This is a genomic window from Microbispora oryzae, assembly GCF_017896165.1.
Taxonomy (GTDB): Bacteria; Actinomycetota; Actinomycetes; order Streptosporangiales; family Streptosporangiaceae; genus Microbispora; species Microbispora oryzae.
On record NZ_JAFCNB010000001.1, the window covers coordinates 351,015 to 376,961 of the forward strand.

Below are 25,947 nucleotides of genomic sequence, written 5' to 3' on the forward strand. Positions count from 1 at the left end.
CTCGGCCTTGACACGTCGGTCCGCGCGCCTCCGGCGTCCGGCCGCTCCTCCCCCCGGGAAAACGATCGCCCCGCACGGGAGATCCGTACGGGGCGTTCAGGGGGTGCCGGCGCGGCCGGGCGGCGAGCTCTAGTTGAACGAGTCGCCGCAGGCGCACGAACCGGTGGCGTTGGGGTTGTCGATCGTGAAGCCCTGCTTCTCGATGGTGTCCACGAAGTCGACGGTCGCGCCGACGAGGTACGGCGCGCTCATCCGGTCGGTGACGACGTTCACGCCGCCGAAGGTCGACACCACGTCACCGTCCATGGCACGGTCGTCGAAGAAGAGCTGGTAGCGCAGCCCGGAACAGCCACCCGGCTGCACCGCGACCCGCAGCTGGAGCCCTTCCTCGCCCTGCTGCTCCAGCAGGCTCTTCACCTTGGCGGCGGCCGCGTCAGTCAGGATCAGGCCCTGCTGCTTGGTCTCGCTCTCAACCGTCATGTGCTGACTCCCGCGTCTGCGCCAACCGCTCACCCGGAGCGGTCGATGGGTACTGACGTCCTACTAGACGCTACCAACACCTGCCGATCGCTACACATTCCATGAGCGGCCGTCTTGCGGGGACCGGTCGGACAGCCGTTCCGGGCGGTGTGCGATGATTAGTCGTCAGTTCGACGATAAGTCCCCCGAAGGAGGTGTGGTCGTGACCACCACTGCGGCCACCACTGCGACCGGCACCGTGACCGGCCTGCCGTTGTTCGTGCTCGGCAGGGACGCCGACCCGCACAGTGAGCGCGGCGTCGACTGTCCCGGCGAGCTGCCGCCCGCGTCCGACCCCGGGCTCGTGGCGCGCGCCCGCGCGGCCAGGGAGCGGCTCGGCGACCGGCTCTTCGTGCTCGGCCACCACTACCAGCGCGACGAGGTCATCCAGTTCGCCGACGTGACGGGCGACTCGTTCAAGCTGGCCCGCGACGCCGCCGCGCGGCCCGAGGCCGAATACATCGTGTTCTGCGGCGTCCACTTCATGGCCGAGTCGGCCGACATCCTCACCGGCGACGCGCAGAAGGTGGTGCTTCCCGACCTCGCCGCCGGCTGCTCCATGGCCGACATGGCGACGTTCGCGCAGGTGGAGGACTGCTGGGACGCCCTGGAGGACGCCGGTCTCGCCGACCGGGTGGTGCCGATCACCTACATGAACTCCAGCGCCGACATCAAGGCCTTCTGCGGCCGGCACGGGGGCGCGGTCTGCACCTCCTCGAACGCGCGGCGGGCCCTCGAATGGGCCTTCGAGCAGGGGGAGAAGGTTCTCTTCCTGCCCGACCAGCACCTCGGGCGCAACACGGCGGTCCTGGAGCTGGGCCTGTCGCTCGACGACTGCGTGGTCTACAACCCGCACCGGCCGAACGGCGGCCTCACCGCCGAGCAGCTCGCGAACGCCAAGATGATCCTCTGGAAGGGCCACTGCTCGGTGCACGGCCGCTTCACCGCGGAGTGCGTCGACGACGTGCGGGCCCGCATCCCCGGCGTGAACGTGCTTGTCCACCCCGAGTGCCGGCACGAGGTGGTGACCAAGGCCGATTACATCGGGTCGACCGAGTACATCATCCGGATGCTGGAGGCCGCTCCCGCGGGGTCGGCCTGGGCCGTGGGCACCGAGCTCAACCTGGTGAAGCGCCTGGCGAACCGGTTCCCCGACAAGACCATCACGTTCCTCGACCGGACCGTGTGCTACTGCTCGACGATGAACCGCATCGACCTGCCCCACCTGGTCTGGGCGCTGGAGTCGCTCGCGGCCGGCGAGGTGGTCAACCAGATCACGGTCGACCCGGACACCACCCACTGGGCCAGGGTCGCCCTCGACCGGATGCTCGCCCTGCCCCAGTGACCCGGAGGGCGCGGCCGGCCTCCGCGGACCCCGCCCCCCAGGGCGGTCAGAGGCCGGGCGCGCCCCAGACGGGGAACCAGCTCGCCAGATCAGGCTCGATCTTGAGCTCGCCGGCCAGGACGCCGCGCACCTGCAACTCCAGGGCGTTGTCCCGGCGCGGCTCCCCCGCCGGGGCGAACGGATAGAAGGTGCCGCGCTTGTAGAGGTAGACCAGGGCGAGCCGCCGGTCCGACGGATCGCTGAAGGTCACCAGCGAGCACAGCAGCGACGGCCCGAAGCCCGCGGACTCCAGCGACGAGTTGGCCGCGTGGAGGTCGGTCACGAGGGCCGAGACGTCCGGGTTCGCGACCGTCACCCACGTGTAGCCGTACGAGTCCTCGGAGACGTCGACCTTGCCCATCAGCGCCTCGACGTCCTTCTCCAGCTGGGCGAACGCCCCGCCCTCCGCGGCCCGGAACGACACCGACCCCGTGCCCGCCGGGACGAAGCCGGTGGCGGCCTGCAGGGTGACGGCGGCCGACGGCAGCGCGAAGAGGGCGTCGAGGTCGGGCCTGGCGGGCTTGGACCGGCCGAGCAGCGAGTCGAGCCAGCCCATCAGCGCCCCAGCTCGGCGGAGATCCGGGCGAGCTGCGCCAGCCGGCGGTCCAGCGGCGGATGGGTCGACAGCAGCGTGGCGACGCTCTGCCCGGACAGGGCGGGGGCGAAGTAGAAGGCGTTGAACGGCTGCGCCTCGCGCAGGTCCCGGGTCGGGATCCGGGCGATGTCACCGCTGACCTTGGTGAGGGCGCTGGCGAGGGCGGAGGGGCGCTGGGTGAGCAGTGCGCCCGCGCGGTCGGCGGCGAGCTCGCGGTAGCGCGACAGGGCCCGCGTCAGCAGGAAGCTCACGCAGTAGACCAGGCCGGAGACCAGGAAGATGATCAGGCCGATCGGCGGGCCGTTGTTGTTGTCCCGGCGATTTCCCCCGGCCAGGCCGCTGTAGAGGGCGAATCTCGTCATGAGACCGGCGACGATGCCGAGGAACGAGGCGATCGTCATCACCGCGACGTCGCGGTGGGCCACATGGGACAGCTCGTGCGCGATGACGCCCTCGAGCTCCCTCGCGTCGAGCCTGCGCAGGATTCCCGTCGTCACGCAGACCACCGCGTTCTTCTGGTTCCGGCCGGTGGCGAAGGCGTTCGGCATGTCGGAGTCGGCGATCGCCACCCTGGGCTTCGGCATGCCGCCGAGCGCGCTCAGGCGGTCGATGATGCCGTGGAGCTCGGGAGCCTCCTGCGGGGAGACCTCCCGCCCGTGCATCGCGAACAGGGCGATCTTGTCGGACAGGAAGTACTGCGCCAGCAGGAGGCCGCCGGCGATCACGAGTACCGCGACGGCCCGGACGCCCACGGCGACGAGGACGGCCATGAACGCCACGTAGAGCAGCCCGAGCAGGAACATCGTCACGGCCATCCGCGTGGACAGACCTCGATCGGGCGCGAACCGGGTCGCGGCCATCATCCAGGGATGAGCCCGGTGTCCCCGAGCATCTCCCGCACCTCCTCGATTGAAGCGTCGGCCGGCGGCAGGATCAGCTCGGACGGCTCCAGCGAGTCGTCCGGCAGCGCCCTGCCGACCTGACGCACCTTCTCCAGCAGGGCGTGGAGCTTCGAGCGGAAGACGTCCTCGTCGTTGGTCTCGATGGCCGCCTCGAGCTCGGTGTCCAGGGCGTTCAGCACGTCGATGTCGGAGGAGCCGATCTCGACCTGCCCCTCCCCCATGATTCTGACGATCACAGGCCCTCCCCCGGCTGCCGGAACTGCTGAGTGTGCTGCTGGGCGGCGGGCTGGTTCGCCGGCGCCGCCTGGCCCTGACGGCCGGCCTCGATCGCCGACTGCGAGGGCCCCTGGCCGAGCTCGGCCTTCATCCGGGCGAGCTCCAGCTCGACGTCGTTGCCGCCGCCCATGCGGTCGAGCTCGGCCTGGATGTCGTCGCGCTGGCCGGTGAAGTCGTCGAGGGCGCCGCTGGCGAGCAGCTCGTCGATCGCGCCCGCGCGCGCCTGCATCTGGGCCGTCTTGTCCTCGGCCCGCTGGATGGCGAGGCCGACGTCGCCCATCTCCTCGGAGATGCCGGAGAACGCCTCGTTGATGCGGGTCTGCGCCTCGGCGGCGGTGTAGGTGGCCTTGATGGTCTCCTTCTTCGTGCGGAAGGAGTCGACCTTGGCCTGGAGGCGCTGGCTGGCGAGGGTCAGCTTCTCCTCCTCGCCCTGCAGGTTGTTGTACTGGATGCGCAGGTCGGCGATCTGGGCGTTGAGGCCGTTGCGGCGGGTGAGCGCCTCGCGGGCGAGATCCTCACGGCCGGCGGACAACGCCTGACGGCTCTGGTTCTCCAGTTTGGTGGCCTGGCCCTCGAGCTGGTTGATCTGCAGCTCGACGCGCTTGCGGCTGGTGGCCACGTCGGCCACGCCCCGGCGTACCTTCTGCAGCAACTCCAACTGCCTCTGATATGAGTAGTCGAGGGTCTCCCGAGGATCCTCCATCTTGTCCAAAGCCCGGTTGGCCTTGGACTTGAAGATCATGGAAAGTCTCTTCATCACGCTCATGCGCGTCGGCCGTCCCCTTCGTCAAGGTTGTGCGTGGTAAGCCCAGCCGTCTCAGCCCCATAAAAGCGGCGGAGCCGCCTGGGTTCACCCTACGCATAACGCGCGAGGGCGTCACTAAGTTGCACTCCCGGTAGGCTGGGCGACGTGTTCCGACGTCGTACCCAGACCACTACCGACGACTCCCCCGTCCCCGTGGTCGATCCTAAGCCTCAGGGGACTCCGGGCAAGGGCCGTCCCACTCCGAAGCGGAGCCAGGCCGAGGGCCGCCGCCGCTCTCCCGTGACGGCGCCGTCCAACCGCAAGGAGGCCTACCGGCTGCAGCGCGAGCGCGACAAGACGCTCCGGGCGCGGCAGCGTGAGGCCATGATGCGGGGCGACGAGCGGGCACTGCCCGCGCGCGACCGCGGCCCGGTGCGGAAGTTCGCCCGTGACTGGGTCGACGCGCGACGCCTCCCGGGACAGTACTTCCTGCCCGCGGTGCTGGTCATCATGGTGTTGTCGATGATCCCGTTCCCCGTGGAGATCAGGAAGGTCGTGCTGCTCGGCTACACGATGTCGCTGCCCGTGGTGATGGTGCTGGTGCTGGCCGGCGCCTTCTACGTGGCGGGCCGGGTGCGCAAGGAGGCGGCGGCCAAGTTCCCCGGCGAGAACCTGCGGGGCCTCGGCTTCTACGCCGCGATGCGCTCGTCCCAGCTCCGGCGGCTGCGCTTCCCGAGGCCGGCGGTGCTCCCCGGCGGCGCGCCGGTCCCCGAGCAGCGGCGCTGACGGGCGGCCGGGCGCGCCGGTACCGCGCGCCGTCGCCTGCCATGTGGTCTATAGGGTCTACGGCATGGAATACCGTCATCTCGGCCGGAGCGGCCTCATCGTCAGCGAGATCAGCTACGGCAACTGGCTCACTCACGGCTCACAGGTGGAGGAGGACGCCGCGGTCGCGTGCGTGCGCGCGGCGCTCGACGAGGGCATCACCACGTTCGACACGGCCGACGTCTACGCCGGCACGAAGGCCGAGGAGGTCCTCGGCCGGGCCCTCAAGGGCGTGCGCCGCGAGTCGCTGGAGATCTTCACCAAGGTCTACTGGCCCACGGGGCCGGGCAAGAACGACCGCGGGCTGTCCCGCAAGCACATCGTCGAGTCGGTCAACGGTTCGCTGCGCCGTCTCGGCACCGACTACGTCGACCTCTACCAGGCCCACCGGTACGACGTGGAGACCCCGCTCGAGGAGACGCTGCGCGCCTTCGACGACCTGGTCAGGCAGGGCAAGGTCCTGTACGTGGGCGTGAGCGAGTGGCGGGCCGAGCACATCGCCCAGGCGCTGAAGATCGCCGACGAGATGGGCTTCGACCGGCTCGTCTCCAACCAGCCGCAGTACTCCATGCTGTGGCGGATCATCGAGCCCGAGGTCGTCCCCCTCTGCGAGAAGGAGGGGCTGAGCCAGATCGTCTTCTCCCCCATCGCCCAGGGCGTGCTCACCGGCAAGTACCTCCCCGGACAGCCGGCGCCGGACGGCTCACGCGCCACCGACCCCACCGGGGCCAACATGATCGGCCGCCTGCTCGACGACGACCTGCTGCGCCGGGTGCAGGAGCTCAAGCCGATCGCGGCCGACCTCGGCCTGTCGATGGCCCAGCTCGCCGTGGCGTGGGTGCTGCAGAACAAGAACGTGGCGTCCGCCATCGTCGGGGCCTCGCGTCCCGAGCAGGTGCGCGACAACGTCAAGGCGGCCGGGGTGAAGCTCGACGCCGAGACCATGAAGAAGATCGACGAGGTGCTCGGCGAGTTCGTCGAGCGCGACCCGGCCAAGGCGCACGTCCCCGACCGGCGTCCCTGACCGGCGTTCCCCGCGCCACCGCCTGAGGGCCCTCGTCGAGGGTCCTCATTCGGGGCGCAGGGACATCCGGGAGTATTCGACGCGATCGTCCTCCAGCAGCGTGACCTGCTCGACACCGGCTTCGAGCAGGTCACGCCAGCTCTCGCCCAGCCACGACTCGGCGTCGCCCTGGCTCGAGAAGATCTCCCGCGGCAGCGGCCGGTCCGTCACCTCGCCGCCGTTCGCGTCCTCGTACTGCCACCGCCAGATCATCGCCATACTCCCTCGGAAGCCCCGTCGCCGCGCGCCGGTCGGGCCGGATCGCGCGGGGTGCGGTCGTTGAGCGACCCTACCTCCTGGCACCATAACGCCGATCATGTGCGGCCGTTCCACGCGCGGCGCGTCGCGCCCCCGCGCGGGCCCGAGGAGACCCCGGGGCGACGGCCACCGGAGAAAGGACGGGATGGAGATCTTCCTGGAGGCGACAGGCGGGCCCGCCGGCTGGCCCGAGCCCGGCTGTGGCTGCGCCTCATGCGGACGCCTCACGCCCGGCCACCGGCTCCCCACCTCGATCGTGCTCGACGGGCTGGTCAGGCTGTCGCTCGACGGCGGCGTCCTCCGCCGGTCGAGCCCTGCGGGGGCCGCTCTCCCCGCTGCCGGTGGAGCCGGAGCGCACCGACACCGGATCGCCTCAGGGCCCGACGGCCACGAGATCACCGATCCCGGCGGCCGCCGCCTTCTCTACGCGACCGCGCTGCCCCTCGCGGGCGCGCCCTCCGCGGGCTCCCCGGCCGCGCCCGCGTCCGGCCCGGACGGGGCCCCGTTCGACTGGGTGCTGATCGATCTCCTCGATCGGCCGGAGCGCCTCGGCGACCTGCGCCGCCGCGGCCGGGTGGGGCCGGCGACCCGGGTGATCGCCGTTCACCTCGACCACCGCGCGGCGAGCGAACGCGAGCTGGCCCGCCGGCTGGAGCTGTGGGGCGCGGAGGCGGTGCCCGATGGCACGGTGCTCGGCCCCGCCGTCTCCGGGGCCCGGACGCCCCCGCGACGGACCCTGCTGCTCGGCGGCTCGCGGTCGGGCAAGTCGGAGGAGGCCGAGCTGCGCCTGGCGGGCGAGCCCGATGTGACCTATGTGGCCACAGGCCCGCGGGCCGAGGGCGACCCGGCCTGGGCGGAGCGCGTGCGGGCCCACCGGGTGCGCCGCCCCGCGCACTGGCACACGGTGGAGACCGGCGACGTGACCGCGCTGCTCGCCGATCCTCCGTCGGGGGCGCTGCTGATCGACGGCGTCGGCACCTGGCTGACGGGTGTGTTCGACGACTGCGCGGCCTGGCCGGGGGTGTCCGGCGACCTGGCCGGCCCGGCGGCGGCCGTGGCCGAGCGCTGCGAGCTGCTGGTGTCGGCCTGGCGGCGGACCGCGGCCCGGGTGGTCGCGGTGAGCGACGAGGTCGGGCTGGGGGTCGTGCCCGCCACCCCCGCGGGCCGGGTGTTCCGCGACGCGCTCGGGCGTCTCAACCAGCGGCTCGCCCGCGAGTCCGAGGCCGCGAGCCTCGTGGTCGCCGGCCGCCTCGTCGACCTGCCGGTCTGATCATGTCCGTGTCGCTCCGCCCGGACGCCGTCGCCGCCGCGTACCGGTTCGCCGTCGGGACGCTGACCGTTCTCCCGGTCCGGGCGCCCGCCGCCGACCGGACCGTCGCCGGACGGGCCATGACGGCGGCGCCGCTCGTGGGAGCCGTGCTGGGGCTGGCGGCCGCCACCGTCCTGGCGGCCGCGGCGGCGCTGTCCGGATCGGCCCTCCTGGCCGCCGTGCTCGCCGTCGGCGCCCTCGCCTGGCTGACCCGCGGCCTCCACCTGGACGGCCTGGCCGACCTCGCCGACGGCCTGGGCAGCGGCAAACCGGCCGGGCCCGCGCTCGACATCATGAAACGCTCCGACATCGGGCCCTTCGGCGTGGTGACGCTCGTGGTGGCCCTGCTCGTCCAGGTGGCGGCGCTGTCGTCGCTGCCGGCGCCGGAGGCCGCGGCCGCCCTGGTCGCCGCCTGCGCGAGCGGCCGGCTCGCCCTCACCTGGGCCTGCCGGGCGGGCGTGCCGGCGGCCCGGCCCGGCGGCCTGGGCGCGTTCGTCGCGGGCACCGTGGGGCGCGGCGGCGCGGTCGCGGCCACCGCCGCCACCGCGATCGTCGTCGGACTGCTCGCCCCGCTCGCCGCCCTCGGCACCGGCTCTGTCACCAGCTCTGTCACCGGCCTGGTCACCGCCGTGCCGGCCGGATTCGGCTCCGCCGGGCCCCTCGCCCTGCGCGCCGTCGCGGCGGGCGCGGCGGGACTGGCCGCCGCGTGGCTGCTGCGCCGCCGTGCCGTACGACGACTGGGCGGGATCACGGGGGACGTCCTCGGCGCGCTCGTGGAGACCGCGGCCACGACGGCGCTGGCGGCCTTCTGCCTGCTGTGACCGCCGCCTGAGACCGCCACCTGTGACCGGCTGCTGTGGCCGGGTCGCCGTTGTGATCGGCCGAGCGGCGGCCCTCCCCGTCAGGGGCGGGCGGTGGCGAGAAGGGCGTTGAGCAGGGCCGCGCCGGTCGCCGCGTCGTCCACGCTGATCGCGAGCCGTCCCCCCGACCGGTAGGCGACCACGAGGCACTCCCCACCGCGGATCATTATGGTGGCCCGGCCCGGCAGTCCCCGGTAGCCCCAGCCGCCCACGTCGAGCGGGCTCCGCTCCTCGACCCAGGCCCGCTCGATCCGGTCGAGCGGGACGCGGCGCGCGGGCCACCGCAGCGGGCCGAACCCGATCCGCAGACCCTCGGGACCGGCCTGCACCGAGACCGTGGACAACGCGATCACGACGAGGCCGGCGAACGCCAGGACCAGACCCACCTCGACCGGCCGCCGGGTCTGCCCGGCAAGGGTCCCGGCGAAGAGCAGGACCCCCGCCGCGGCCATGACGCACCCGAGGGCGAGCAGGACCGGCGCGGAGACCGAGGAGACCCAGACCGGGCGGCGGCCGGGGTCCAGGCCGATCTCCGGCCGGACCGGCGGCTCGGCTTCCGGCGGCGGCGTGTCGTCGCCTCCCCGGCGCGCCGCGAGGGCCGCGAGCGCCCCGGCGGCCAGCGAGAGGACGATCACCACGACGAGCGGCGGCCCGATGCCGGAGGCGTCCTGCCAGCGCGCCCTGTCGAGGTTCGCGCCGAGGGAGATGATCTGCAGGCCCACGGTGAACACGCCACCCCAGCCCAGGACGGCCGCCGCCCTGGCCCGGATCGCCGCTCTCGGGAAGGCGCGGCGGCGCAGCGCCGCCGCGAGGCCGCCGGCGGCCGCCACCACCCAGACGGCCAGAGGTACGGCGGCCGAGGCGACGAGGGGCAGGGAGCCGTCGGGCTCGCCGGACGGCCCCCAGTGCGAGGCGACCGGATCGGGGAGCCGGTCGGCCAGCGCCAGCGGCAGCGCGACCAGTGTGGCCGCGACCAGCAGCGTCCAGGCCACGGCCACGGCGGTGAAGAGGCCACGCGGAGCGGGGGACGACGGGGGGCGGGGCATGTTCATGACAGCTCCTTGATGAGGTCGGCGACCTCGTCGGGGCCGAGGCCATACTTGGCGGCCTCCTCCAGCAGGCCGCGCGCGCGGTCCCGGAGCGCCTCGCGTGGGTCGGGACGCCGCAGGACGGACACGCCGCGACCGCGGCGGAACTCCAGCAGGCCCTCGTCGCGCAGGGCGCGCAGCGACCGCAGCACGGTGTTGGCGTTGACGCCGAGCGCGCCGGCCAGGTCGCGCGCGGGGGGCAGCCGGTCGCCCGGCGCCACCTCCCCTCCGGCGATCGCCCGCCTGATCGCGGCCGTCACCTGCTCGTGCAGGGGCCGCGGATCGTTGAGGTCCAGCATGAGCAACATGATGCTATTGACGCTAGCACCATTTCGATGTTCGGCCGTATGGGGCCGTTCATATCGGCTCCATGGCGACTTCTCTTTGATGGGATGAACCCTCGTTTATGCGTAGCGGAGTCACCCCAGCTAGCATCGGCACACGTGACCACAGTGCGCGTCAATCCAGCTGACACCGTCTCTATCGAGACCGGTGCCGTCGTAGTAGGCGTCCACGGTTCACCGGAGGGCCTCCGCGCGGCTCCCGGTGCCGACGGCCTTGACCAGGCCCTGGGCGGCCGGCTCATCGAGAGCCTCACCTCGCTCGGCTTCACCGGCAAGAGCGAGGAAATCGCCAAGATCCCGACGTTCGGCGCGCTGCCCGCCCCGCTCGTCGTCGCCGTGGGCCTCGGACCGGAGCCGGACGGCGAGCATGATCTGGAGACCCTGCGCCGGGCGGCCGGCGCCGCCATCAGGTCGCTCGCCGGCACCGCGGCCGCCGCCGTCGCCCTGCCCGCCGCGAGCGCCGCCCAGACCGAGGCCGTCGCGCTCGGCGCGCTGCTCGGGGCGTACGGGTACGCCCGCTACCGAACCGGCGGCGACAACAAGGCCCCGGTCGGGGAGATCACCGTGCTGTCCCGCGCCGAGGGCGCGGAGCAGGCCGTCCAGCACGCCGCCACGGTCGCCGAGTCGGTCACGCTCGTCCGCGACCTGGTGAACACCCCGCCCTCCGACCTGTGGCCGGCGCGCTTCGCCGAGATCGCGCAGGAGAAGGCCGGCGCGGCCGGCCTGTCGGTCGAGGTCCTCGACGAGGCCCGGCTCAAGGCGGAGGGGTACGGCGGCATCGTCGGCGTCGGACAGGGCTCCGTCAACCCGCCGCGCCTGGTCCGCCTCTCGTACAGCCACCCGGACGCCGCCCGGACGGTCGCCTTCGTCGGCAAGGGCATCACCTTCGACTCCGGCGGCCTCTCGCTCAAGCCGACCGCCTCGATGGACTGGATGAAGTCCGACATGGGCGGCGCCGGCGCGGTGCTGGGCTCCCTGCTCGCGATCGCGAAGCTGGGCCTCCCGGTCAACGCCGTCGGCTACCTGTGCCTCGCCGAGAACATGCCGTCGGGCACCGCGCAGCGCCCGTCCGACGTGCTGCACACCTACAGCGGCAAGACGGTCGAGGTCCTCGACACCGACGCCGAGGGCCGCCTCGTGCTCATGGACGGCCTGGCCCGCGCCGCCGAGGACGAGCCCGACCTGATCGTGGACGTCGCCACGCTGACCGGCGCACAGATCGTCGCGCTCGGCTGGCGCGTGGCCGGCGTCATGGCCAACGACGACGAGCTCCGCGAGGAGGTCGTGCGGATCGCCGGGCGGCAGGGCGAGAGCGCCTGGGGCATGCCCCTGCCCGACGACCTGCGCAAGGGCCTCGACTCCGCCGTCGCCGACATCGCCAACGTCCAGCCCGAGCGGTGGGGCGGCATGCTCGTCGCGGGGATCTTCCTGCGCGAGTTCGTCCCCGAGGGCGTGCGCTGGGCCCACATCGACATGGCCGGTCCCGCCTTCAACAAGGGCGAGCCGTACGGTTACACCCCGAAGGGCGGCACCGGCGTCATCACCCGCACCCTCATCGGGATCGCCGAGCGGTACGCGGGGAACGGCACGTCCTCCCAGGCTGTTTGACGAAGAGGGCGGCTCCGCGGCCGGCGCCGGCCGTGGGCCCGCCCGAACACGCTCTCCCAGACAAGTGAAAAGATGCCGTCGGGACATCCGGCGGCGCATCGACAAGGAGCATTCCAGTGGCTGATGGCAGCGGCCCCTATGACATCGTCGTCCTAGGTGGCGGTAGCGGTGGTTACGCCTGTGCGCTGCGGGCGGCCGAGTTCGGCATGAATGTCGTCCTCATCGAGAAGGACAAGGTCGGAGGCACCTGCCTGCACCGCGGCTGCATTCCCACCAAGGCGCTGCTGCACGCGGCGGAGCTGGCCGACCAGGCCCGTGAGGGCGAGTCCTTCGGCGTCCGCACCACGTTCGAGGGCATCGACGTGCCGGGCGTCCACTCGTACAAGGACAAGGTGGTCACCGGCCTCTGGAAGGGCCTCACCGGGCTCGTCAAGAGCAAGAAGATCACGGTCGTGGAGGGCGAGGGCCGCCTGGCCGGCCCCAACCGCGTGGTCGTGGGCGACCAGGTCTTCGAGGGCCGCAACGTCGTCCTGGCGACGGGCTCGGTGCCGAAGTCGCTGCCCGGGCTCGACATCGACGGCGAGAAGATCATCAGCAGCGACCACGCCCTGGTGCTCGACCGGGTGCCGTCCTCGGTGGTCATCCTGGGCGGCGGCGTCATCGGCGTCGAGTTCGCCAGCGTGTGGCGCTCGTTCGGCGCCGAGGTGACGATCGTCGAGGCCCTGCCGCACCTTCTTCCCCTGGAGGACGAGTCCAACTCCAAGCTGCTCGAGCGGGCCTTCCGCCGCCGCGGCATCAAGTACGAGCTCGGCACCCGCTTCGAGAGCGTCAAGACCACCGACACCGGCGTGGTCGTCTCCCTGGAGAACGGCAAGACCATCGACGCCGAGCTGATGCTCGTCGCCGTGGGCCGCGGCCCGGTCTCGGCCGGTCTCGGCTACGAGGAGGCCGGCGTCACCGTCGACCGCGGCTACGTGCCGGTCAACGAGTACTGCCAGACGAACGTCCCGGGCGTGTACGCGGTGGGCGACCTCATCCCGACGCTCCAGCTGGCCCACGTGGGCTTCGCCGAGGGCATCCTGGTCGCCGAGCACATCGCCGGCCTGAACCCGGTCCCGATCGACTACGACGGCGTGCCGCGGATCACCTACTCCGAGCCCGAGGTCGCCTCGGTCGGCATCAGCACCGCCGTCGCCCGCGAGCGGGGTCACGACGTCGTCGAGCTCAGCTACAACCTCGCCGGGAACGGCAGGAGCAAGATCTTGCAGACGCAGGGCGAGGTCAAGGTCGTCGCCGAGCGCGACGGCCGGGTGCTCGGCGTGCACATGGTGGGCAGCCGCGTCGGCGAGCTCATCGCGGAGGCTCAGCTGATCTTCAACTGGGAGGCCACGCCCACCGACGTCGCCCAGCTGATCCACCCGCACCCGACCCAGTCCGAGGCCCTCGGCGAGGCGATGCTGGCCCTGGCCGGCAAGCCGCTCCACGTACACAACTAAGCCCTCTTAACGAACGCGAGAGAAGAAACCATGCCGGTCTCCGTAACCATGCCCCAGCTCGGCGAGAGCGTTACCGAGGGCACCGTCACCCGCTGGCTGAAGAAGGAAGGCGAGCACGTCGAGGCCGACGAGCCGCTGCTCGAGGTGTCGACCGACAAGGTCGACACCGAGATCCCGTCGCCGTCCGCCGGCTACCTGACCAAGATCATCGTCGCGGAGGACGAGACGGTCGAGGTCGGCGCCGAACTGGCCCTGATCGACGCCAACGGCGCCGCGGCGGCCCCGGCCGCGCCGGCCGAGACGGCGGCGCCCGCCCCGGCTCCCGCCCCGGCCCCGGCCCCGGCCCCGGCACCCGAGCCTGCTCCGGCCCCCGCTCCGGCTCCGGCCGCGCCGATCTCGTCCATCCCGCAGCCGGCACCCGCCGTGGTGACGCCGCAGCCCGCTCCGGCCGCCCCCCGGCCGCCGGCGCCCGCTCCGGCGCCCGCTCCGGCCGTGGCACCGGCCCCCGCTCCGGCCGCGCCGCCGGCGACCGGTGGCGAGAGCCCGTACGTCACGCCGCTGGTCCGCAAGCTCGCCTCCGAGCACGGGGTCGACCTGGAGTCGCTGACCGGCACCGGCGTCGGCGGCCGCATCCGCAAGCAGGACGTCGTCGAGGCGGCCCGCGTGCAGCGTGAGCGCGCCGCCGCCGCGCAGGCCGCCGCCCAGCCCGCCGCCCCGGCTCCGGCCGCGGCCGCTCCGGTGGCCGCCGCTCCGGCCGCGGCTCCCGAGCCGGTGCAGGTCGACACGACCCTGCGCGGGCGCACCGAGAAGATGTCGCGGCTGCGGCAGATCATGGCCAAGCGGATGGTCGAGTCGCTGCAGGTGGCGGCGCAGCTCACCTCGGTCGTCGAGGTCGACGTCACCCGGATCGCCAAGCTCCGCGACCAGGCGAAGGGCGACTTCCCGCGCCGCGAGGGCGTGAAGCTGTCGTTCCTGCCGTTCTTCGCGCTCGCGGCGGTCGAGGCGCTCAAGCAGCACCCGAAGCTGAACGCCACGATCAACAGCGAGACCAACGAGGTGACCTACTTCGACGTCGAGCACCTCGGCATCGCGGTGGACACCGAGCGCGGCCTCATCGTCCCGGTGATCAAGAACGCCGGCGACCTCAACATCGCGGGGCTCGCCCGTAAGATCGCCGACCTGGCCGACCGCACCCGGACCAACAAGATCGGCCCGGACGAGATCACCGGCGGCACGTTCACGCTGACCAACACCGGCAGCCGGGGCGCGCTGTTCGACACGCCGATCCTGAACCAGCCGCAGGTCGGCATGCTCGGCACCGGCGCCGTGGTCAAGCGGCCGGTCGTCGTCGACACCCCGGAGGGCGAGGTCATCGCCGTCCGCTCGATGGTCTACCTGGCGCTGACCTACGACCACCGCCTGGTCGACGGGGCCGACGCCGCCCGCTTCCTGACCACGATCAAGCGTCGCCTGGAGGAGGGCCGGTTCGAGAGCCAGCTCGGGCTCGCGTAACCCCGCCGCACCCCCGCCGTGCCGTCGTGAGGCCGTCCCGCATCCCGCGGGACGGCCTCCGCCGTATAGGGGACTGTGGGAGATACTCTGGCGCCGATGACGATCGTGGTGACGGGCGCGTCCGGGCTGCTGGGATCGGCCCTCGTACGAGCCCTTGAGGACGACGGGCACGAGGTGCGCCGTCTGGTGCGGCGGGAGCCCGCGGGCCCGCAGGAGTGGTCCTGGGACCCGATGGGAGGCGTTCTGGACCGCGCGGCCCTCCGGGGGGCCGACGCCGTCGTCCACCTCGCCGGGGCCGGCGTGGGAGACCGCCGGTGGAGCGACGCCTACAAGCGTGAGCTGGTCGACAGCCGCGTTCTCGGCACCGGCACGCTCGCCCGCGCGCTCGCGTCCCTGGACGAGGGGCCGCGCACGCTGCTGTCGGCGTCCGCGGTCGGGTTCTACGGCGACACGGGCGACCGGGCGGTCGACGAGACGGCCCCGCCCGGGACGGGGTTCCTGGCCGATCTGGCGCGGGAGTGGGAGGCGGCCCTCGCCCCGGCGGAGGAGGCGGGCCTGCGGGTCGTCCCGATGCGGACGGGCGTGGTGTTGAGCGGCCGGGGCGGCGCGCTGGCGAAGATATTGCCGATCTTCAAGATGGGAGCCGGCGCCCCGCTGGGCAGCGGCAGGCAGTACGTCTCGTGGATATCGCTGCCCGACTGGGTCGGCGCGGTGCGGTTCCTGCTCGGCCGCGAGGGCATCGCCGGTCCGGTGAACCTGACGGCCCCCGAGCCGGTGACCAACCGCGAGTACACCCAGGCGATCGCCGCGGCGCTGCACCGCCCGGTGATGCCGGTGGCGGCTCCCCCGTTCGCCCTGCGCCTGGCGCTCGGCGAGTTCGCCGACGAGGCCGTCCTCGCAGGCCAGCGGGTGCTGCCCAGGCGGCTGCTCGACGCCGGCCACCGGTTCGCCCATCCCCGCGTCGCCGACGCGCTCGCCGCCGTACTCTAGTGAGTCCTGGTAGCCGAATCGTGATCTGACGCGGGAGCGGGCAATGAGCCGGATCGGGCAGTCGCACATCGTCGCCATCGGCGGCGGATCGTTCCGGCAGTCGGAGCGGTACGGGTTCGTGGAGCCCACTCCCCTGCTGCGCTACGCGCTCGACCTGACCGGCCAGGACCGCCCCAAGCTGGGGCTGCTCGCCACGGCGACCGGAGACGACGCCGAGTGGCTGCTCAAGATGTACGGCGCGTTCAGCCGCTGGGACGTCGAGGTGAGCCATCTCACGGTCTTCCCCATGCCCAACGTCGCCGATCCCCGTGAGTGGATCCTGGAGCAGGACGCGATCTACGTGAGCGGCGGCAGCGTCGCCAACCTCGCCGCGCTGTGGCGGCTCCACGGGCTCGACGAGGCCTTCGCCGAGGCCTGGCGGGCCGGTGTCGTGCTGTCCGGGCAGAGCGCGGGCGCGCTGTGCTGGCACGTCGGCGGCAACACCGACTCGTTCGGGCCGCGGCTGCGGCCCTGGGCCGAGGGGCTGGCGCTGCTGCCGTACTCGTGCGGCGTCCACTACGACTCCGACCCGCAGCGGCGGACGCTGCTGCACGAGTCGGTCGCGTCCGGGGAGCTGCCCGAGGGGTACGCCGCCGACGAGGGCGTCGCGCTCCACTACGTCGGCACCGAGTTCATCCAGGCGGTCAGCATCTCGCCGCGGGGCTACGCCTACCGGGTCGAACGCGACGGGCCCGGAGTCAAGGAGTTCCGTATCGAGCCCCGCCTGCTGACCTCTACGCTGGACGCGTGAAGGGTCTGGCCATCGTCCGCATGGGCGTCGACGTGCCGTACGAGCAGGCGTGGACCCTGCAGCGGCGGCTCCACGCGCGGCGGGCGGCGGGCGAGATCTCCGATCTGTGCCTCATGGTGGAGCACGCGCCGGTCTACACGGCGGGCAAACGGACGCTGCCGCACGAGCGGCCGGCGGACGGCACTCCGGTCATCGACGTCGACCGGGGCGGCCAGATCACTTGGCACGGTCCCGGGCAGCTCGTCGCCTACCCCATCGTGGGCGTCGGCGACGTCCCGGCGTACGTGCGGCTGCTTGAGGACGTCGTGATCCAGGTCTGCGCCGACGTGGGCCTGGCGGCCCGCCGGATCAAGGGCCGCGGCGGCATCTGGCTGCCCGCCGACGCGGAGCGCGGCCGGCCCGTGCGGCGGCTGGGCACGATCGGCATCCGGGTCTCGCGCGGGGTGAGCATGCACGGCTTCGCCCTCGACTGCGTCAACGACCTGAGCTGGTACAACCGCCTCATGCCGGGCGCCGTCGGCGACACGGAGGTCACCTCGCTGTCGGCGGAGACGGGCCGCCGGATCACCGTGGACGAGGTCGTCCCGTTCGCCGAGAAGCGGCTGGCCGAGGCCCTGGGCGCCGAGCCGTACGAGATGTACGAGGAAGACCTGGCCTGACGGCGCCCGCTCGCCCCGGAGGAGCCGTCTCAGATCACGGGAGAGCAGGTAATAAGCTGGCATGGTGAGCGAGCGGGCCGGCCAGGCACGGCGCTCCGGGGGCCGGCACGACCGTGGCACGACCCCCGGTTCCCCGCGCGGCCGACACGCCCACGGTGCGTTGTCGCGGAATGAGGAAGTCGCATGACGGTCGGGCCGGAAGGTCGCAAGCTCCTGCGCCTTGAGGTGCGTAACAGCCAGACGCCCATCGAGAAGAAGCCGCCGTGGATCAAGACCCGGCTGCACAACGGCCCCAACTTCAACGAGATCAAGTCGCTCGTCAAGGGGGCGGGGCTGCATACGGTCTGCCAGGAGGCGGGCTGTCCCAACATCTCCGAGTGCTGGGAGGACCGCGAGGCGACCTTCCTCATCGGCGGCGACCAGTGCACCCGGCGCTGCGACTTCTGCCAGATCGACACCGGCAAGCCCGCGGCGTACGACAGGGACGAGCCGCGCCGGGTGGCCGAGTCGGTCCACCAGATGGGCCTGCGGTACGCCACGGTGACCGGCGTGGCCCGCGACGACCTGCCCGACGGCGGGTCCTGGCTGTACGCCGAGACCGCCAGGCAGATCCACGCGATGGTGCCCGGTTGCGGCGTCGAGCTTCTCGTGCCCGACTTCAACGGCGACCGCGACCAGCTGGAGGAGGTCTTCTCGGCCGCCCCCGAGGTGTTCGCGCACAACATCGAGACGGTTCCGAGGATCTTCAAGCGGATCCGGCCGGCGTTCCGCTACGAGCGGTCGCTGCAGGTGATCGGCATGGCCCGCCAGGCGGGGCTGGTCACCAAGTCGAACCTCATCCTCGGGATGGGCGAGGAGCGCGCGGAGATCAGCCAGGCGCTGCGCGACCTGCACGAGGCCGGGTGCGACCTGGTGACGATCACCCAGTACCTGCGGCCCAGCCCGCGGCACCACCCTGTGGACCGCTGGGTGAAGCCCGAGGAGTTCGTCGAGCTCAAGGAGGAGGCCGAGGAGATCGGGTTCGCCGGCGTCATGTCGGGTCCGCTCGTCCGCTCGTCCTACCGGGCCGGCCGCCTGTACCAGCAGGCGATCGCCGCCCGCGTGGGCGAGTCACGTTTTCATTAATCCCGTCAGGGATTTGTATCCTTCACACCATGGCGAAAGACGCGGCGGCACCAGGGCGGCTCAAGCAGCTCCGGATGGTCGCACAGATCATTCAGCAGGCGAACCCCAAGGGCATGCCCATCGTCTACGGGTCGGCCCTGGCGACGTTGGTGCTCTTCGTCATCGTGGGTGTGATCTTCAGCTGGACGTGGATCGTCCTCGGGGTCTTCGCCTCGGTGCTGGTGGGCATGCTGGTGTTCAGCCGGCTGGCCCAGACCGCTCAGTACTCGATGCTCCACGGCCAGCCGGGCGCGACGTACGCCGTGCTGCAGGGCATGCGCGGGAACTGGCATGTGGAGGAGAAGCCCGTCGCCGTCAACCGCGACCAGGACCTCATCTTCCGCGTCGTCGGATACCCCGGGGTCATCCTGGTCGCGGAGGGTCCCTCCAGCCGGGTGCAGCGCATGCTGGTGGCCGAGAAGAAGCGGGTGCAGCGCGTCGCGATCGACGTACCGGTCTACGACGTGCAGTGCGGTGACGGGGAGGGTCAGGTGCCTCTGGCCAAGCTCCAGCGGCACCTGATGAAGCTGCCCCGCAACCTGAAGAAGGGCGCCGTCTCGGAGATCAACAACCGCATGCGGGCGCTGACCCCGGCCATGCCGATACCGAAGGGCCCGATGCCGAAGGGCCTGCGGATGCCGCGCGGCCCGAAGATGCGCTGACCCGGCCGGCGGCGGACGTTGGACGTCGGCAGACGGCCGGTCGCCCCCTCCGAGACCTCCCGGGCCAACCGGGGCTGGTGGGACGGCGCGGCCGACGACTACCAGGCCGAACACGGCGAGTTCCTGCGGGACGACGGCTTCGTGTGGGGCCCTGAGGGCCTCGACGAGGCGGACGCCCGCCTGCTCGGCGAGATCTCCGGCCGGAGGGTGCTGGAGATCGGCTGCGGGGCCGGGCAGTGCGGCCGGTGGCTCGTCGCACGCGGAGCGACCGTGGCAGGCGTCGACCTGTCCCGGCGGCAGCTCCAGCACTCGCGGCGGATCGATCTGGAGACCGGCCGGGTGCTGCCGGTCGCGCAGGCCGACGCCGAGGCCCTGCCCTTCGTGGACGGCTCGTTCGACCTGGCCTGCTCGGCCTACGGGGCGCTGCCGTTCGTGGCGGACGCCGGCGCGGTGCTGGCCGAGGTCCGCAGGGTGCTGCGGCCGGGCGGCCGGTTCGTGTTCTCCGTCAGCCATCCGATCAGGTGGGCCTTCCCCGACGACCCGGGCGAGCGCGGCCTCACCGCCGACCGCCCCTACTTCGACCGGTCGCCGTACGTCGAGTTCGGGGACGACGGGACGCCCTCCTACGTGGAGCACCACCGCACCATGGGTGACTGGGTCGGGCTGATCCACGCCTCGGGGCTGGTGCTCACCGGGCTGGCGGAACCGGAGTGGCCGGAAGGTCACGACCGGGTGTGGGGCGGCTGGAGCCCGCTGCGCGGCCGGCTGCTACCCGGAACCGCGATCTTCCAGTGCCTGCGGCCCGCCTGATCAGAGGTTCACCACGACGGTGGCGGACGCCCGGTCGTGCAGGCCGCGCCGGTCACGGTCCCAGATCAGGGCCGGCACGGCGAGGCAGAGCAGGAACGTGCGCACCAGGACGGAGATGAACGGTGGCCTCTCGCCGTCCAGGGTGGCCACGCGGATGCCGCACACCCGCATGCCCAGGGTCATGCCGAGCGTGCCCAGCAGCAGGACGTACTCCGCGGCGAAGACCCCGAGGCCCACGAGGTTGAGGTCGGAGCCCTTGGCGTGCAGCAGCCCGCCGGCGATGGCCCAGGTGCACAGGAACCAGTCGATGACGACCGCGGCGAGGCGGCGGCCCCAGCTCGCGACCGATCCGCTGCCGGTCTCCGGCAGCCCCAGCCGCTGTCCCGGATAGCCGAGGTCGGCTCCCGCGCGGGGGCCCATGAGCCACGTCTGCGTCCATCGCGGCTGCCGGTCACTCATGGTTCCTCAGCGTATCGGGATGGGCCACCGCCCTGGCGCTCGGAGCCGCCACCGTACATCATGAGGTGTTCTGCCCCCTTTGTTACATGTGGAGTGAACGGTGCGGCCGGCGGAGCCAGACGACATCGAGGAGCGCTTCCGGGCGCTGGTCGCCCAGTTCGGCGACGACGAGATCCGGCGGCTGACGGACGAGGCCGACCTGGGCGAGCGGGCCGTCCGCCGGCGGGACAGAAGACCCGTCCGGGCCGTGCTCCTCACGCTCTTCGCGGTCGTCGTGATCGCGGGCCTGGTGATCGGCGCGCGGCCGGACGTGCTCGGCAGGCTGTCCTCCCTGGCGGGCGGCTCGGGCGGCGAGCAGACACCGGAGCCGCATTTCGGGGCGGCCGTCGCCCGGCCGGGCCCCACGCTCAACCCGGTCCCGGGCGAGCCCGACGGGGACACGGATCCCGAGACGGGCCCCGACCCGGACGCGGGGACCGGCCCCGGCGCGACGGGCGCCGCCGCCGATCCGTTCGCCGGATCTCCGGCGGCCGGCTTCGCCGTGGGCGGAAAGGGCATCGTCACGCCACACCCCAAGGGGCTGGGCGGGCTGAGCCGCGGACAGGTCGGCGAGGCGCTGCGGCGGGTCCGGCGGATCCTGACGGCGGCCCACCTCGATCCGGCGACCATCCGCGGCGGGCGGCCGGCCGCGCTCATCGCGCTCCTGCATCCGCGGCAGCGCGACTACTTCCGCGAGCACCTGGACAAGAACGGCCCGGACAACACCAGGAGATGGGTCTTCAGCCTCAAGCCGGGCTCGGCGGAGCAGGCGACGGACGTGGTCAAGGTCGACGGCGAGACGACGATGGCGAAGCGGCACTCCCGCGACGGCCGCGGCGGCGTCACGATCACGGCGGACTACCTCTTCGTCTACGCGGTGAACCGCCCGGGCGACCCCGCCGCGACGACGCGGCTGGTCACTCACCGCACCGCCGAGTTCTCCGCGTACGAGCGGGACGGGAAGCTGACGGTCTGGCTGGAGCGGACCGCGCGCAGCGACGCGGGCGCGGGTTGCGGCTTCGCGGACGGCTTCGTCCACCCCGATTTCGGCGACGCGCCGGACGGCGTGAGCGCGGTGGAGCCCTCGGGATCGCCGATCGACCCGTACGATCGCAAGAGGAATATGGCCCGGGCCGGATGCTTCCCGTCGGCACCGGTCTGACCTGCGGTTATGCTGTGATGCGGGGTGCGCGTCGCGCCCGTTCCGGTGCACAGCGGACGGGCGGCGGGGGGCGTACTCATTAACACGCGCGAAACAAACGAGACATGGCGCGGAAACGGCACAAGCCTAGTTTCGGGTTGCTAGCCCATGCCCCTGGGAGGTTCGAGAGTGTTCAACTCCGCCGACGACGTCCTCAAGTTCATCCGGGACGAGGGTGTGCAGTTCGTTGACGTCAGGTTCACGGACCTGCCGGGGACGACGCACCACTTCACCTTCCCTTCGGAGAACTTCGGTCCGAACGTCTTCTCCGACGGCCTGATGTTCGACGGGTCGTCTATCCGCGGTTTCCAGGCCATCCACGAGTCGGACATGCTCCTGCTGCCCGACCCGTCGACCGCCGTGCTCGACCCGTTCCGCCAGCACAAGACGCTCAACATCAACTTCTTCGTGCACGACCCGCTGACCGGCGAGGCGTACAGCCGCGACCCGCGTAACGTCGCACGCAAGGCCGAGGAGTACCTCAAGGGCACGGGCATCGCCGACACGGTGTACTTCGGCCCGGAGGCCGAGTTCTACATCTTCGACGACGTGCGCTTCGAGACCCGGCAGAACGCGGGTTACTACTACATCGACTCGATCGAGGGCGCCTGGAACACCGGCAAGGCCTCCGAGGGCGGCAACCTGGGCTACAAGCCCCGCTACAAGGGCGGCTACTTCCCGGTCCCGCCGATGGACCACTTCACCGACCTGCGCTCGGAGATGGTCCGCAACCTGATCGAGGCCGGCATCGAGACCGAGATGCAGCACCACGAGGTGGGCACCGCGGGCCAGGCCGAGATCGACTTCCGGTTCGGCACGCTGCTCAAGACGGCCGACAACCTGATGCTGTACAAGTACATCATCAAGAGCACCGCCATCCAGGCCGGCCGGACCGTGACGTTCATGCCCAAGCCGATCTTCGGTGACAACGGCTCCGGCATGCACTGCCACCAGTCCCTGTGGAAGGACGGCGAGCCGCTCTTCTACGACGAGGTCGGCTACGCCGGGCTGTCGGACACCGCCCGTTACTACATCGGCGGCCTGCTCAAGCACGCTCCGTCGCTGCTGGCGTTCACCAACCCGACGGTGAACTCCTACCACCGCCTGGTCCCCGGCTACGAGGCGCCGGTCAACCTGGTCTACTCCCAGCGCAACCGCTCCGCGTGCGTCCGGATCCCGATCACGGGCTCCAACCCGAAGGCCAAGCGCATCGAGTTCCGCGTGCCGGATCCCTCGTGCAACCCGTACTTCGCCTTCGCCGCGATGCTGATGGCGGGCCTGGACGGCATCCGCAACAAGATCGAGCCGCCGGAGCCGGTCGACAAGGACCTCTACGAGCTCCCGCCCGAGGAGGCCCGCAACATCCCGCAGGTGCCCGGCTCGCTCACGGCCGTCCTCGACGCGCTCGAGGCCGACCACGACTACCTGCTCGAAGGCGGCGTCTTCACGTCCGACCTGATCGAGACCTGGGTGTCGTACAAGCGTGAGAACGAGGTCGACCCGATCCGCCTCCGCCCGCACCCGCACGAGTTCGAGCTCTACTACGACGTGTGACCGGTTACCGCGCGATGACGTGCATGTTCATCGCGCGGTTCCCGGCTGTCCGGAAGCCCGTGGGAAGGCCGTGCGCCTTGCCGCGGGCTTTTCGCATGGCGCGCTCAGGGCCCGGACAGCGGAGAGCAGCATGAGACGCCGGCAGAGCACACTCTCGATCTTCACTGTCGCCCGGTGGTCATGCCGTTGACGGGTACGAGGCTGGCGGACCGGGAGATCTCATCGAGGCGGCCGATGACCTCGGCGGGGAGGTCCAGGGTGAACCCGGCGAGGTTGCCGTGGAACTGTTCGAGGGTGCGGGGGCCGATGATGACGGAGGTGACGCCCGGCCGTCGCCGTACCCAGGCCAGGGCCACGGCCGCCGGCGTCGCGACCAGGTCGGCCGCGACCTTGACCACCTGGTCGGCGATCTCGAGGTTGGGCTCGTTGAGCAGGCCGTCGGCCCAGGCGCGGGCCATGGGCAGCGTGGACGCCCGCAGCCGCCCCATCCGCGTGTCGGCCCCGGGGGCGGCGCCGCGACGGTACCGGCCCGTCAGCACACCGCCTCCGAGTGGAGACCAGACCAGGGTGCCCAGGCCGTGACGTCGGCTGGTCGGCAGGATCTCCGCTTCGATACCGCGGGCCAGAAGCGAGTACTGCGACTGGAGGCTGACAAAGGGGGTGGCACCGAGGCGTTGAGCCGCCCACTGGGACTCCACGACCTGCGCCGCGGTGAAGTTCGAGCAGCCCAGGTAGCGAACCTTGCCGGAGCGCACGAAGCCGTCGAGGGTGGCCACCGTCTCTTCGATGGGGGTCGAGTCGTCCCATTGGTGGCACTGGTAGAGGTCGACGTAGTCGGTGCCGAGCCGGCGCAGACTCGCCTCCAGCGCTCTGGTCAGGTGGACCCTGGACAGTCCCCTGTCGTTCGGGCCCGGCCCTTGCGGGAGGAACGCCTTGGTGGCCAGAACGACCGACTGGCGTCTGCCTTTGACGGCCCGGCCGACGATCCTTTCGGACTGGCCGCCGGTGTAGCCGTCCGCGGTGTCGATGATGTTGCCGCCGGCGTCGAGGAAGGCGTCGATGATGCGGGCGGCCTCGGTTTCGTCGCAGCCGGCCACCGCGTCGGAGGTCCCGAAGTTCATGGCTCCCAGGCACACGGGAGAGACCTTGAGACCCGAGCTGCCCAGCGTCGTGTAATCCATCGCCAAGTCCTTCCGGTGTCAGGACGGGGAATCGGCTACGATCCGGAACAGTCGTTCCGGCAGTTCTCCGGAACATACGGAACAAGCGTTCCGCATGTCAACATGCGAGGAGAGTGATGAGCGACGGGGGCAGGCCCTTGCGCGCCGACGCGCGGCACAACCGGGCGCGCGTACTGGAGGCGGCCGAAGTGGTCCTGGCCCGCGATGGCCTGTCGGCTTCGATCCGGGCCATCGCCCGGCACGCCGGCGTGGGGCTGGGCACGATCTACCGGCACTTCCCGACCCAGGAGGCTCTCTACCAGGCCGTCATCATCGAGCGCGCACAACGCCTGGTCGCCGAGGCGGACGCCTTGACGGTCGCGGACGACCCCGGCAGAGCGTTCTTCGAGTTCTTCACCCGGATCGTGGAGAACTCGACGCGGAACAAGACCCTGGCCGACATACTCACCCGTGCCGGCCTCGACCCCAAGGCCGGCACGGCGGACATCAGCCGCGACATGAGAGACGCCGTCGAAAGGTTACTGGTCCGCGCCCAGGAGGCCGGAGCCGTCCGCGAGGACCTGCGCATGCCGGAGTTACTGGCGCTGCTGGGGGCCGCGTGCATGGCGGCGGAACGCAACCAGTGGGACGATGAGCTCCGAACCCGGACGCTGACAATCGTCTTCGATGGGCTGCGCCCCACTGGCCGCCACCCCGCGAGCCTCCTGCCCCCCGACTTCGGTTCCGCACCGTGACCAAGGAGAAGGGACGAGACGACCCCGACGACTTCTCGGGGATCAGCCTCGGCGGCATGGCCTTCATGCTGACCGTCATGGCGCTGAGACACCCTTGGCAGTCGCTCAAGGAACTGCTCAGGGCGGTCCGCCGGCTGGGCCGCCGGGCCCTCAGGCTCGCAATGGCCCCTGCCGCACTGGTGGCCGCGATCGTGTTGTCGCGCCGCAGGGATCGACGCCCCACCTTCGAGGACTACCTGCATGGCCGCGACGAGGAATGAGACCACTCGGGACCAAGCTCAGAGAGTGCGCCGAGCGTCAGTGCAGGTCACAGAGATAGGCACGGGGCCTATACCAGGCATATACCGCTAAGCGCTTCCCTCGTCGGTATCCGTTCCGCACGAGCCAAGGAAGTGAACCATGGGTATTCGCAGGGGAATGGCGGCGGCCGCTCTGGCCCTCGGAGTCGGCGTAACCGTGCTGCCGTCGGCCCCGGCCTGGGCGGCGAACTCGGAGTGCACCGTTCAGACCTTCTGGACGACCTGCTCCACGGGGAACCTTTCGGCCATCAACGGCTGGATCGACGTGACGACCTTCGAGTCGTACATCGGCAACCCGCTGTGCGACGCGAGCGAGATCCGCTGGAAGCTCGTGGACGCCACCAACGGCGTCGTCGTCGGCCGTGGCACGGGTGCCACCAACCGCTGGCGGATCTCCGGCCTGACCAACAGCTACTACGGCCGCTTGGACAACTGTCCCCGGATGACGATCCGCATCCACAACTCGTAGCCGCCCACGGCGGGCTGAGTGGCCGGTCTGCCAATGGTGTACGTCGTGGGCGACGATGCCGGCGTCGCCCACGACGTTCCCAGCCGCGTGCGTTGCTCTCTCGTCCTGACATCCTGATCAGGTTCCGCCTTCGCCGGAGCGCTTGAGGAAAG

Annotated in this window: 29 protein-coding genes; 19 read left to right on the plus strand and 10 right to left on the minus strand. The window is 71.7% G+C overall.

All coding sequences use genetic code 11. The annotated features are described in order from the left end of the window. Nucleotides 1-129: 129 nt before the first annotated feature. Complete coding sequence (erpA, locus tag JOL79_RS01595; RefSeq protein ID WP_210153784.1) at nt 130-480, minus strand: iron-sulfur cluster insertion protein ErpA; 351 nt, start codon at nt 478-480, stop codon at nt 130-132. Nucleotides 481-682: 202 nt separating this feature from the next. Here erpA and nadA point away from each other — a divergent pair, with 202 nt between their 5' ends. Then, on the plus strand, nt 683-1,864 hold the full coding sequence (gene nadA, locus JOL79_RS01600; protein ID WP_307848237.1) for a quinolinate synthase NadA: 1,182 nt from the start codon (nt 683-685) through the stop codon (nt 1,862-1,864). 46 nt (nt 1,865-1,910) lie between these two features. On the opposite strand, the gene pspAB is transcribed toward nadA, so the two are convergent. Genes pspAB through JOL79_RS01620 form a run of 4 tightly spaced genes read right to left on the minus strand, consistent with a single transcriptional unit; the run spans nt 1,911 to nt 4,442 of the window. Further along, nucleotides 1,911-2,459, minus strand: coding sequence for a PspA-associated protein PspAB (pspAB, locus tag JOL79_RS01605; RefSeq protein ID WP_210153786.1), 549 nt, complete (start codon nt 2,457-2,459; stop codon nt 1,911-1,913). Next, nucleotides 2,459-3,358: a zinc metalloprotease HtpX gene (gene htpX / locus JOL79_RS01610; RefSeq protein WP_210154165.1), complete on the minus strand. Its 900-nt coding sequence runs from the start codon at nt 3,356-3,358 to the stop codon at nt 2,459-2,461. Before htpX ends, pspAB begins: the two co-directional genes overlap by 1 nt. Continuing rightward, nucleotides 3,358-3,636, minus strand: a complete 279-nt coding sequence (gene pspAA, locus JOL79_RS01615; RefSeq protein ID WP_210153787.1) for a PspA-associated protein PspAA — start codon at nt 3,634-3,636, stop codon at nt 3,358-3,360. Before pspAA ends, htpX begins: the two co-directional genes overlap by 1 nt. Further along, complete coding sequence (locus JOL79_RS01620; RefSeq protein ID WP_210153788.1) at nt 3,633-4,442, minus strand: PspA/IM30 family protein; 810 nt, start codon at nt 4,440-4,442, stop codon at nt 3,633-3,635. The genes pspAA and JOL79_RS01620 overlap by 4 nt, the downstream gene beginning before the upstream one ends. Nucleotides 4,443-4,586: 144 nt before the next feature. Here JOL79_RS01620 and JOL79_RS01625 point away from each other — a divergent pair, with 144 nt between their 5' ends. Together JOL79_RS01625 and JOL79_RS01630 are read left to right on the plus strand one after the other, a co-directional pair. Next, complete coding sequence (locus tag JOL79_RS01625) at nt 4,587-5,207, plus strand: DUF3043 domain-containing protein (RefSeq protein WP_210153789.1); 621 nt, start codon at nt 4,587-4,589, stop codon at nt 5,205-5,207. A gap of 64 nt (nt 5,208-5,271) precedes the next feature. After that, complete coding sequence (locus JOL79_RS01630; RefSeq protein WP_210153790.1) at nt 5,272-6,270, plus strand: aldo/keto reductase family protein; 999 nt, start codon at nt 5,272-5,274, stop codon at nt 6,268-6,270. A 45-nt stretch (nt 6,271-6,315) separates the two neighbouring features. Here the strand turns inward: JOL79_RS01630 and JOL79_RS01635 are convergent, their stop codons facing one another. Then, nucleotides 6,316-6,522, minus strand: a complete 207-nt coding sequence (locus JOL79_RS01635; RefSeq protein ID WP_210153791.1) for a hypothetical protein — start codon at nt 6,520-6,522, stop codon at nt 6,316-6,318. Nucleotides 6,523-6,712: 190 nt separating this feature from the next. Between JOL79_RS01635 and JOL79_RS33630 the strand changes: the two genes are divergently transcribed. Together JOL79_RS33630 and JOL79_RS33635 are read left to right on the plus strand one after the other, a co-directional pair. Continuing rightward, nucleotides 6,713-7,837 carry a bifunctional adenosylcobinamide kinase/adenosylcobinamide-phosphate guanylyltransferase gene (locus JOL79_RS33630; protein WP_230984010.1) on the plus strand — a complete coding sequence of 375 codons (1,125 nt, stop codon included), beginning with the start codon at nt 6,713-6,715 and terminating at the stop codon, nt 7,835-7,837. Between the two features lie 2 nt (nt 7,838-7,839). Beyond that, a complete protein-coding gene (locus JOL79_RS33635) occupies nt 7,840-8,697 on the plus strand; it encodes an adenosylcobinamide-GDP ribazoletransferase (RefSeq protein ID WP_230984011.1) in 858 nt (285 codons plus the stop codon). Between the two features lie 80 nt (nt 8,698-8,777). Here JOL79_RS33635 and JOL79_RS01645 read toward each other — a convergent pair whose 3' ends face one another. Both JOL79_RS01645 and JOL79_RS01650 read right to left on the minus strand, forming a co-directional pair. Further along, entirely contained in the window at nt 8,778-9,788 is a 1,011-nt protein-coding gene (locus JOL79_RS01645; RefSeq protein WP_210153792.1) for a DUF1648 domain-containing protein, read from the minus strand. Further along, the gene (locus JOL79_RS01650; protein WP_210153793.1) at nt 9,785-10,132 is read right to left on the minus strand and encodes a GntR family transcriptional regulator; all 348 of its coding nucleotides are present in this window, start codon (nt 10,130-10,132) and stop codon (nt 9,785-9,787) included. The genes JOL79_RS01645 and JOL79_RS01650 overlap by 4 nt, the downstream gene beginning before the upstream one ends. A gap of 84 nt (nt 10,133-10,216) precedes the next feature. Between JOL79_RS01650 and JOL79_RS01655 the strand changes: the two genes are divergently transcribed. The 9 genes from JOL79_RS01655 to JOL79_RS01695 all read left to right on the plus strand — a co-directional run bounded on the left by JOL79_RS01655 (nt 10,217) and on the right by JOL79_RS01695 (nt 19,859). Continuing rightward, a complete protein-coding gene (locus JOL79_RS01655) occupies nt 10,217-11,776 on the plus strand; it encodes a leucyl aminopeptidase (RefSeq protein ID WP_210153794.1) in 1,560 nt (519 codons plus the stop codon). A 116-nt stretch (nt 11,777-11,892) separates the two neighbouring features. Then, the gene (lpdA, locus tag JOL79_RS01660) at nt 11,893-13,272 is read left to right on the plus strand and encodes a dihydrolipoyl dehydrogenase (protein WP_210153795.1); all 1,380 of its coding nucleotides are present in this window, start codon (nt 11,893-11,895) and stop codon (nt 13,270-13,272) included. Between the two features lie 30 nt (nt 13,273-13,302). Further along, nucleotides 13,303-14,784, plus strand: coding sequence for a 2-oxoglutarate dehydrogenase, E2 component, dihydrolipoamide succinyltransferase (gene sucB / locus JOL79_RS01665; protein WP_210153796.1), 1,482 nt, complete (start codon nt 13,303-13,305; stop codon nt 14,782-14,784). A gap of 96 nt (nt 14,785-14,880) precedes the next feature. Continuing rightward, nucleotides 14,881-15,774, plus strand: coding sequence for a TIGR01777 family oxidoreductase (locus tag JOL79_RS01670; protein WP_210153797.1), 894 nt, complete (start codon nt 14,881-14,883; stop codon nt 15,772-15,774). Between the two features lie 43 nt (nt 15,775-15,817). Beyond that, a complete protein-coding gene (locus JOL79_RS01675) occupies nt 15,818-16,564 on the plus strand; it encodes a Type 1 glutamine amidotransferase-like domain-containing protein (protein WP_210153798.1) in 747 nt (248 codons plus the stop codon). Continuing rightward, a complete protein-coding gene (lipB, locus tag JOL79_RS01680) occupies nt 16,561-17,223 on the plus strand; it encodes a lipoyl(octanoyl) transferase LipB (RefSeq protein WP_210153799.1) in 663 nt (220 codons plus the stop codon). Before JOL79_RS01675 ends, lipB begins: the two co-directional genes overlap by 4 nt. Nucleotides 17,224-17,406: 183 nt before the next feature. Beyond that, complete coding sequence (gene lipA / locus JOL79_RS01685) at nt 17,407-18,348, plus strand: lipoyl synthase (RefSeq protein WP_210153800.1); 942 nt, start codon at nt 17,407-17,409, stop codon at nt 18,346-18,348. Nucleotides 18,349-18,377: 29 nt separating this feature from the next. Further along, a complete protein-coding gene (locus tag JOL79_RS01690; protein ID WP_210153801.1) occupies nt 18,378-19,049 on the plus strand; it encodes a DUF4191 domain-containing protein in 672 nt (223 codons plus the stop codon). Between the two features lie 18 nt (nt 19,050-19,067). Further along, entirely contained in the window at nt 19,068-19,859 is a 792-nt protein-coding gene (locus JOL79_RS01695) for a class I SAM-dependent methyltransferase (protein WP_210153802.1), read from the plus strand. On the opposite strand, the gene JOL79_RS01700 is transcribed toward JOL79_RS01695, so the two are convergent. Next, nucleotides 19,860-20,318 carry an RDD family protein gene (locus tag JOL79_RS01700; protein ID WP_210153803.1) on the minus strand — a complete coding sequence of 153 codons (459 nt, stop codon included), beginning with the start codon at nt 20,316-20,318 and terminating at the stop codon, nt 19,860-19,862. A gap of 100 nt (nt 20,319-20,418) precedes the next feature. Between JOL79_RS01700 and JOL79_RS01705 the strand changes: the two genes are divergently transcribed. Continuing rightward, nucleotides 20,419-21,519 carry a hypothetical protein gene (locus JOL79_RS01705; RefSeq protein ID WP_210153804.1) on the plus strand — a complete coding sequence of 367 codons (1,101 nt, stop codon included), beginning with the start codon at nt 20,419-20,421 and terminating at the stop codon, nt 21,517-21,519. A 168-nt stretch (nt 21,520-21,687) separates the two neighbouring features. Beyond that, a complete protein-coding gene (gene glnA / locus JOL79_RS01710) occupies nt 21,688-23,112 on the plus strand; it encodes a type I glutamate--ammonia ligase (RefSeq protein WP_210153805.1) in 1,425 nt (474 codons plus the stop codon). Nucleotides 23,113-23,273: 161 nt separating this feature from the next. Here the strand turns inward: glnA and JOL79_RS01715 are convergent, their stop codons facing one another. Continuing rightward, a complete protein-coding gene (locus JOL79_RS01715) occupies nt 23,274-24,293 on the minus strand; it encodes an aldo/keto reductase (protein ID WP_210153806.1) in 1,020 nt (339 codons plus the stop codon). A gap of 116 nt (nt 24,294-24,409) precedes the next feature. Here JOL79_RS01715 and JOL79_RS01720 point away from each other — a divergent pair, with 116 nt between their 5' ends. The 3 genes from JOL79_RS01720 (at nt 24,410) to JOL79_RS01730 (ending at nt 25,795) form a co-directional block, all read left to right on the plus strand. Then, nucleotides 24,410-25,027 carry a TetR/AcrR family transcriptional regulator gene (locus JOL79_RS01720; RefSeq protein ID WP_230984013.1) on the plus strand — a complete coding sequence of 206 codons (618 nt, stop codon included), beginning with the start codon at nt 24,410-24,412 and terminating at the stop codon, nt 25,025-25,027. Further along, a complete protein-coding gene (locus JOL79_RS01725) occupies nt 25,024-25,287 on the plus strand; it encodes a hypothetical protein (RefSeq protein ID WP_210153807.1) in 264 nt (87 codons plus the stop codon). The genes JOL79_RS01720 and JOL79_RS01725 overlap by 4 nt, the downstream gene beginning before the upstream one ends. Before the next feature lie 139 nt (nt 25,288-25,426). Beyond that, on the plus strand, nt 25,427-25,795 hold the full coding sequence (locus JOL79_RS01730) for a hypothetical protein (RefSeq protein WP_210153808.1): 369 nt from the start codon (nt 25,427-25,429) through the stop codon (nt 25,793-25,795). The last annotated feature ends 152 nt before the right edge of the window (nt 25,796-25,947 follow it).